The organism is Microbacterium sp. zg.Y909, assembly GCF_024626565.1.
In genome coordinates, this window is the sequence record NZ_JANJFJ010000001.1 from 1 (window position 1) to 6,111 (window position 6,111).

A 6,111-nucleotide genomic window follows, 5' to 3' on the forward strand; every position below is an offset into this window, starting at 1 on the left:
ACCGGTCCCCGGGCCGACGCCGCGCGCGGCACCCCGTCGGCGTACCCGAGGGGGACGAGCGCGAGGGTCGTCTCGGCCGCGGTGCGGTGGGCGTATCCGTACGAGACGCCCTGCCCCGCCGGGACGCGCCGCACGGCCACGACGGGCGCGCGCAGCGTCATGGCGGGGCGCAGTCCCAGGTCGGCCGAGGTGCGGTCCTCGAAGGGCGACAGTCCGTACATGCCCAGTCCGATGCGCACGCAGTCCAGGCGCGCCTCGGGCAGGTCGATGGCGGCATCCGTCGCGGCGATGTGACGCACCTCGGGGGTGAGCCCCGCCGATGCCGCCAGCGCCACGCCCTCGTGGAACCGCGCGAGGGCGACGCGGTCGTCGGCAGCCGAGGTGTTGGAGAGGTGGCTGAAAAGACCGACCACCCGCACCCTCCCGAGCCGCTCCAGGCGGGCCGCCTCCGCCGAAGACCGTCGCCCAATCCGCCGGCGCGACGCCGTTGCGGCCGAGCCCGGTCTCGAGCTTCAGGTGCACCGCGACCGGCCGGTCGGCCGTCGCCGCCGCGGCCGCGGCGAGCAGCTGGTCGAACCGTGACACCCCGATCTCGATGCCGTGCGACGCCGGCTGGGCGAACGAGGCACCCGGGGCATGCAGCCACGCCAGGATCGGCGCCCGGATGCCCGCGCGCCGCAGTTGCAGCGCCTCGGTCACGTCGGCGACTCCCAGGCGCGTCGCCCCGGCGTCGAGCGCGGCGTGTGCGCTGCGCACGGCGCCATGCCCGTAGCCGTCGGCCTTCACGACCGCGAGGATCTCCACTCCGGTGAGGCGCTTGAGGCGCTTGACGTTCGCGCCGATCGCGCCGACGTCGATGACCGCCTCGCGAAGCGTGCCGGCAGGCATCCCGTTCATCGCGCATCTCCTCTGCCCGGGTCTGCGGACTCGGCCACCACGTAGGCGGTCGCCAGTCCCGCGTCGTGCGACAGCGACAGGTGCAGCGCCGTGATGCCGCGTTCGGCGACCACCGCGGCCGTCGATCCGGTGAGGGTGAACCACGGCCGTCCCGAGGGCTCCGGGGTGATCTCGATCTCGGTCCAGTGCACGCCGTCGGACCCGCCCAGCGCCTTGATCAGTGCCTCTTTGGCGGCGTAGCGGGCAGCGAGAGACCGCGGCGGCAGCAGCCGCTCCGCGGGCGAGAAGAGCCGCTCGGCCAGTCGCGGCGTGCGTTCGAGCGACCGCTCGAACCGCGGGATGTCCACGAGGTCGACGCCGATTCCGACGATCACAGCCACCTCCCTCGCACACCGGTCCCCGTCGGGGCGCGGCATCCGACAGGATACCTCGCGACCGCGCGTCGGAATTCAAGGCGCGGGTTGCGTGCGGGCCGGCCCGGTGGCCGAATGCGCCCGGGGAGCAGGAATTCCGACGGGGTGGTGGCCGCTAGATCGCCGCCGCGAACCGCGCGCTGTAGCCGGGGCGCAGCTCGGCGTACCGCGCGTCCCACGCCCCCGGTCCGCCGAGGTCCGCGTCGGGGTCGGCCGCCACCGCGGCCAGCCGCTCGAGGTAGGTCTGCCACCCGGCTCCATAGGTCATCGAGTGGATGCCGGTGTGCGCGAGCACGAGCCGGGTCCCCGTCGCCGCGGGCTCGAGGCGCACCACGAGCTCGGTCGGCTCCTCTCCCTCGGCGTGCCACACCGTCGTGAACCCGTAGGGCGCATCGCACGCGGTGATCTCGCCGCGCCCCCACGTGCCTTCGCCGTCGCCGTCGGCGACCTCCCACGTGCCGCCGAGACGCAGATCGCCGCTGTAGGCCCCCATCCACCGCGCCAGGCGGTCACGCTGGGTGACGGCCTCCCACAGGTCGTCGATGTCGGTGGGGTACACCGCGTCGTACACGAGGCGGTAGCCGTCGCCGAGGCGCTCGATGAGCGGGGAGTCGATGGTCATGAGGCATCCTTCCGGTCGTGTCGCGCAGGCCGCGGCGGTGCCGCCTGCGTCGTGGTCGTTCCCGCCGCGGCGGGCTTGCGCTTGCCGCGGGCGATCTCGGTGCCGAGGGCGTCGAGCCGCTGGGTCCAGGGGGCGCGCAGGCGCGCGAGTGCCGCTTCGGCCGCCGCGGGGCCCGCCGGGTCGAGGGCGTAGATGCGGCGCGGACCCTCGGCGCGCACGGTCGCGAAGCCGTTCTCGCGCAGCACGCGGAGGTGCTGCGAGACCGCCGGCTGCGAGATGCCGAACTCGCTGCGGACGAGGTCGACGATCGCGCCGGCGGGCTGCTCGCCCTCGGCGAGCACCTCGAGCATGCGCCGCCGTGCGGCTTCGGCCAGAACGTCGAACGGGTGCATGCACCCACCGTATAAGTTGCGACTTATACGGTCAAGCGCTCGCGAACGCGAATACTCACTCGGGAACGCGAATACTCACTCGACGGTGACGGACTTCGCGAGGTTGCGGGGCTGGTCGACGTCGAGGCCCTTGGCCGTTGCCAGGCCCATCGCGAAGATGTGCAGCGGCACGACGGCCAGGAGCGGCTCGAACAGGGGGCCCGCCAGCGGGATGCGCAGCACCTCGTCGGCGAACGGGAGCACGGCGGCATCCCCCTCTTCGGCCACCGCGATCACGCGGGCGCCGCGGGCCCGGATCTCCTGGATGTTGGAGACCACCTTCTTGTGCAGCTCGGCGGACTCGCGGGGCGACGGGACGATCACGAACACCGGCTGCCCGGCCTCGATCAGCGCGATGGGGCCATGCTTGAGCTCGCCCGCGGCGAAGCCCTCGGCGTGGATGTAGGAGATCTCCTTGAGCTTGAGAGCCCCTTCGAGCGCGATCGGGTAGCCGACGTGACGACCGAGGAACAGCACCGAGCGGGTGTCGGCCATCCAGTGCGCGAACTGCTCGATGTGGGACTGCTCCTCGGCGAGGATCTGCGAGATCTTGCCGGGGATGGCCTCGAGCTCGCGTGCGTGCTCGGCGATCTCGACGGGCGAGAGCGTTTCGCGCAGCCGACCGACGTGCAGAGCGAGCAGGTACAGGGCCGTGATCTGGGCGACGAAGGCCTTCGTTGAGGCGACCGCGACCTCGGGGCCGGCGTGGGTGTACACGACGGCATCCGATTCCCGCGGGATCGTCGCGCCCTGCGTGTTGCAGATCGACAGCGTCTTCGCCCCCTTCGAGGAGGCGTACTTGACGGCCATCAGCGTGTCCATCGTCTCGCCGGACTGACTGATCGACACTACGAGCGTGTCAGGGCCGATCACCGGATCGCGGTAGCGGAACTCGTGGGCGAGCTCGACGTCGACGGGGATGCGCGTCCACTGCTCCAGCGCGTACTTGCCGGTCATGCCGGCGTAGGCCGCGGTGCCACAGGCGATGACCACGATGCGGCGGATGCCGATGAAGAGCTCATCGAGCCCGTCGAGCTCGGGGATCTGGACGAGCCCTTCGTGGATGCGTCCGCGGACGGTGTTGGCGACGGCCTCGGGCTCTTCCGAGACCTCCTTGGCCATGAACGACGACCAGCCGCCCTTCTCCGCCGCCGAGGCATCCCACACCACTTCGAACGGCTCGACGTCGACGTCGTTGCCGTCGAAGTCGGTGACGGTGACGGCGTCGGGGGTGATCGTGACGATCTGGTCCTGGCCGATGGCCAGGGCGTTGCGAGTGTGCTCGACGAAGGCCGCGACGTCGGAGCCGAGGAAGTTCTCACCCTCGCCCAGGCCGATGACCAGCGGCGAGTTGCGGCGGGCACCGACGACGACGCCCGGGCTGTCCTGGTGCATCGCCAGCAGCGTGAAGGCGCCCTCCAGACGCGAGACCACCGAGCGGAAGGCGGCGACGAGGTCGCCACCGTGCTCGCGGTAGGCGCGACCGAGCAGCACCGCGGCGACCTCGGTGTCGGTCTCGCTGCGGAAGGTATACCCCTCCGACAGCAGCTCAGCCTTCAGCTCGGCGAAGTTCTCGATGATGCCGTTGTGGATGACGGCGAGCTTGTCGTCGTCGGCGAGGTGCGGGTGCGCGTTGGCGTCGGTCGGCCCACCGTGGGTGGCCCAGCGGGTGTGGCCGATGCCGGTGGTGCCGTCAGGCATGGGGTGGGCGGCGACATCGTCGCGCAGCACGGCGAGCTTGCCGGCGTGCTTGCGCATGTCGAGGTGCCCGTCGGCATCGATGACGGCGATGCCCGCCGAGTCGTAGCCGCGGTATTCGAGGCGGGCCAGGCCCGAGAGGAGGATGTCCTGGCTCGGCCGCGGGCCGACGTATCCGATGATTCCGCACATGCCGCCCATCATAGATCGGGGCGCGAGGCGACCCGCGCCGGGCGCACCGGCGCACCGTCGCGCTACCGCGGGACGAGGCAGTGGATGCCGCCCGCGGTAGCTGCTACGGCAGGCGCGGGTTGGCGGGCGGCAGCGTCTCCCCCGCGATGACGGCGCGCACGTTCTCCACGACGTCGAGGTTGCGCAACAGCTCGTCGTGGGCGCATCCGGCCCCGCCGAACGACAGCGTGGTGTTGCCGCCCAGCAGCTCGCCCACGCCGGTCATGCCCGGCGCGACGCGGTCCTCGCACCGCACCACGAAGGCGGTGTCCGCCTCGGCTGTGGCCGACTCCCGTGAGACGAGGCCGTCGCCCACCGAGACGACGAGTCCGCCGGCGCGCAGCCTGCCGTCGCCGGCGATCGCGTGCACGTCCAGCTCTGCCGGCCAGTCGGGCATGTTCGCCAGCTCCGCGGAGCCGGCATGCAGCGCCCGGCCTGCTTCGCCGGTGTTGGCGATCGACGTGCGCAGCCAGGTCGGTAGTCCGCAGCCGTTCATGGCGTCCGCTTCGAGATCCCGGTTGCACAGGTCCACCAGCGCCGGGACGATCAGGGCGCGACCGGCAGACCCCGCCCCGATCACGGTGCCGGTGGCCACCGACACGATGTCCAGCAGCGTGGCGGCATCCGAACCCCGGGTGGGCGTCCCCACCGTGATGACCTGCCCGATCAGGGGGATGAGGTCGGGGTGCGCGGCCACGGCGTGGCGCAGAGCCAGCCCGCCCATCGAGTGGGCGACCACGTCGACCGGCGCACCGGTCTCGAGCGCCAACTGCCGGATCGAGGCGGCGAGTCCGTCGACCACGGCGCTGCCGCCGATCCAGGCGGCGGCGGTCTGCGAGTAGTCGAATGCGTACAAGGTCGTGCCGGGAAGGGACTCCAGGCTCTGCTGCAGCGAATGGGTGACCTCGTCGGCGGCGGTCGCCTGCACGGCCGCGGCGGGGTGCGCGAAGGGCGACTGGGCGATTCCCGGCTGGTCGTCGGCGGCGCCGGGCAGTGACGTGCTGAGCCAGCCGTGGACGAAGAGCACCGCCTGCGCGGGCTCGGCTGTGGATTCGGACACCGGACCCGCCGTCGACAGCGGCACGAGGGCGCCACCCAGCCGCTCGCCGACGACCGGGGCGACGACGACCTCCGCCGGCACCGGTGTGGCCGCGTACGACGGCAGCGGCGCCCCGGAACTGGAGTACACCAGCACCGCCACCAGGCCGATCACGATCCGCGCCGACCGCGAGCGCCGCACCCACTCGCCCAGCCGCCGCCGCGCAGAATCGCGGGCGTCCGCATACGGCATGGCAGTGCTCCCCACGGTCGACTTCGGGCGGGCATCCGCGATCGACGCCGCGTGAACCGGGATGTCGCTACGTGGCATCAGCGGAATCTCGAGCGCGAAATGGTAACCCCCATAACACGATTATGGGGGTCGGGAGAGGCGTGTCGGTGAATCAATAGCCGGATATGCGAAGCGGGACCCTCTCGAGTCAGCCATTTGGGGACTGAATTACTCGAGAGGGTCCCTTCGCCCGCGCACTCCCGGACGATCCGTTGGGGACGGAGCATGCCCAGAACGCCGCTTGGGGGGCAGCTGAGTGTACGCGCAGGCACGATCATTCTAGCGGGTCGCCCTGGCGATGCGGCCTCGCGTGTCCCCCCTATGGCGGACACGCCCGGTCTGTGTAATATGGCCGCCGACAGGCAGGGGCCTGAGGCATTTGGGGAGTCCCGGGCCGATGCTGTCTGTCGATCCAGGGGGCATTTGGGGACACTGTGCACCGTGGGGGGCGTTGGGGGGAGCGCGCGCCACAGCACCCCCACCAACCAC

Annotated in this window: 5 protein-coding genes and 1 pseudogene; all 6 read right to left on the minus strand. The window is 71.8% G+C overall.

What is annotated here, in order from left to right:
• Positions 1–897 (minus strand): annotated as a pseudogene (gene alr, locus NQ160_RS00005) (alanine racemase); the annotation flags it as partial.
• Complete coding sequence (locus tag NQ160_RS00010) at positions 894–1,271, minus strand: holo-ACP synthase (protein WP_257513169.1); 378 nt, start codon at positions 1,269–1,271, stop codon at positions 894–896. The pseudogene alr and the gene NQ160_RS00010, both read right to left, overlap by 4 nt.
• A 154-nt stretch (positions 1,272–1,425) precedes the next feature.
• Positions 1,426–1,932 carry an SRPBCC domain-containing protein gene (locus NQ160_RS00015; protein ID WP_257513170.1) on the minus strand — a complete coding sequence of 169 codons (507 nt, stop codon included), beginning with the start codon at positions 1,930–1,932 and terminating at the stop codon, positions 1,426–1,428.
• Positions 1,929–2,324 (minus strand): ArsR/SmtB family transcription factor, encoded by a 396-nt coding sequence (locus NQ160_RS00020; protein ID WP_257513171.1) that lies wholly within the window; start codon positions 2,322–2,324, stop codon positions 1,929–1,931. Before NQ160_RS00020 ends, NQ160_RS00015 begins: the two co-directional genes overlap by 4 nt.
• Before the next feature lie 75 nt (positions 2,325–2,399).
• A complete protein-coding gene (gene glmS / locus NQ160_RS00025) occupies positions 2,400–4,253 on the minus strand; it encodes a glutamine--fructose-6-phosphate transaminase (isomerizing) (protein ID WP_257513172.1) in 1,854 nt (617 codons plus the stop codon).
• Between the two features lie 103 nt (positions 4,254–4,356).
• Positions 4,357–5,661: a hypothetical protein gene (locus NQ160_RS00030; RefSeq protein WP_257513173.1), complete on the minus strand. Its 1,305-nt coding sequence runs from the start codon at positions 5,659–5,661 to the stop codon at positions 4,357–4,359.
• Between the last annotated feature and the right edge of the window lie 450 nt (positions 5,662–6,111).

Coding starts and splice junctions, on each gene's coding strand:
- NQ160_RS00020 (WP_257513171.1), bottom strand. CDS start 2,324: ATGCACCCGTTCGACGTTCTGGCCGAAGCCGCACGGCGGCGCATGCTC.
- NQ160_RS00030 (WP_257513173.1), bottom strand. CDS start 5,661: ATGCCACGTAGCGACATCCCGGTTCACGCGGCGTCGATCGCGGATGCC.
- glmS (WP_257513172.1), bottom strand. CDS start 4,253: ATGTGCGGAATCATCGGATACGTCGGCCCGCGGCCGAGCCAGGACATC.
- NQ160_RS00015 (WP_257513170.1), bottom strand. CDS start 1,932: ATGACCATCGACTCCCCGCTCATCGAGCGCCTCGGCGACGGCTACCGC.